2 protein-coding genes are annotated in these 1,176 nt (G+C 77.6%); both read right to left on the reverse strand.

The window, feature by feature from the left end; genetic code table 11:
- Nucleotides 1-998: DUF4350 domain-containing protein (locus ND748_RS32385; protein ID WP_251750069.1), on the reverse strand; the 998-nt coding region annotated here is incomplete at its 3' end.
- Nucleotides 995-1,176, reverse strand: a 182-nt coding sequence (locus ND748_RS32390) for a DUF4129 domain-containing protein (protein WP_251750070.1), incomplete at its 5' end; no start/stop codon positions are given. The genes ND748_RS32390 and ND748_RS32385, both read right to left, overlap by 4 nt.

Below are 1,176 nucleotides of genomic sequence, written 5' to 3' on the forward strand. Positions count from 1 at the left end.
GCGTAGAGCCGGCCGCGCCCCTCCACGGTCTCCGCGGCCCGCACGATCACGGGCAGCGGCTCGGCTACCGGCGGTCCCAGCCGCCGCCCCCGCCACAGCGCCAGCAGTACCAGCGCGACGAGGGCCTGCAGGCACGCCCACCGGAACCCGGCGGGCAGCAGTTCGGTGACGCTGCGGGTGCCGACTCCGCCGGCGGCGTCCGCGGCCGGGGTGATCCAGGACAGCGCCGGATGCCGGGCGAGCAGGCCGAGCGCGAGCGCGGCGTGGCCCGAACGGTCCAGCTCCCCGTTGGTGAGGAAGTCCGCGGAGCTGAGCAGCACCAGCCGCCCGGCCGCCGGCGCGGCTTCGGTCCGGCCGGGGTTGAGTACCGCGAGCTCGGCCGAATCGGGCGGGTCGCCGTAGCAGAGGGTCGGACGCATGTCGCCGAGATCGGCGCCGTCAGCGGTGGTGAAGGCGCGCCCCGCGCCGATCGTGACGCTGCCCGCCACCGCGGCCTCGGCCAGCGCGCATCGAGGGCCGGACTCGCCGCCGGCCGGCTGCCGGTCGGCTGTGACGATGCCGACGTCGAGCGCGTCGAGTACGGCGTCACCCGGTGCCACCAGCACGACGTCGGAGCCCCGCCAGACGCGACCGAGCAGGTCGGTGAGCGCGTCGTGGGTCAGCCGTCCGGGGCGGACGACGACGAGTGTGTCCGGCCGGCCGGCCGAACCCGCGGGCACGGCGTCGGCGGCGGACACCGCCACGCCGCGGGCGCGCAGAATCTGGGCCACGGCGCGGGTGCCGTCGGACTCAGGTGAGGCCACATCCAGCGCCGGTCGTCCCGCCGGGCGGGTCGCCAGGGCGGTGATCAGGAGGAAACCGAGCACGATGGCGCCGACGACGGCCGTCACGAGGATCCCGCGGCGCACCGCCGGCGGGCGGGGGCCGCTGCGCACAGCGCTGGGCGAAGCGCCGCCCGGGCTGGTGCCGCCCGGCGTCAGGGTGGCGTCGGCTGTCATGCCGGCACCGCGAGGCTGCCCGCCGCGCTGTCCCGTCCGCCCGCCCCGCGGCGCAGCCGCGACAGCACGGTGTCCGCGTCGACGAGCACCTGGTAGGCGGCGGCGGTGGCCGGTCGGCCGCCGTACCAGATCTCGCTGAAGACGTCGACGGCGGTGGCCATGGCGGCCTGCCCGTCGC

This window comes from Frankia sp. AiPs1, assembly GCF_023716945.1.
In the GTDB taxonomy this organism is placed as follows: Bacteria; Actinomycetota; Actinomycetes; order Frankiales; family Frankiaceae; genus Frankia.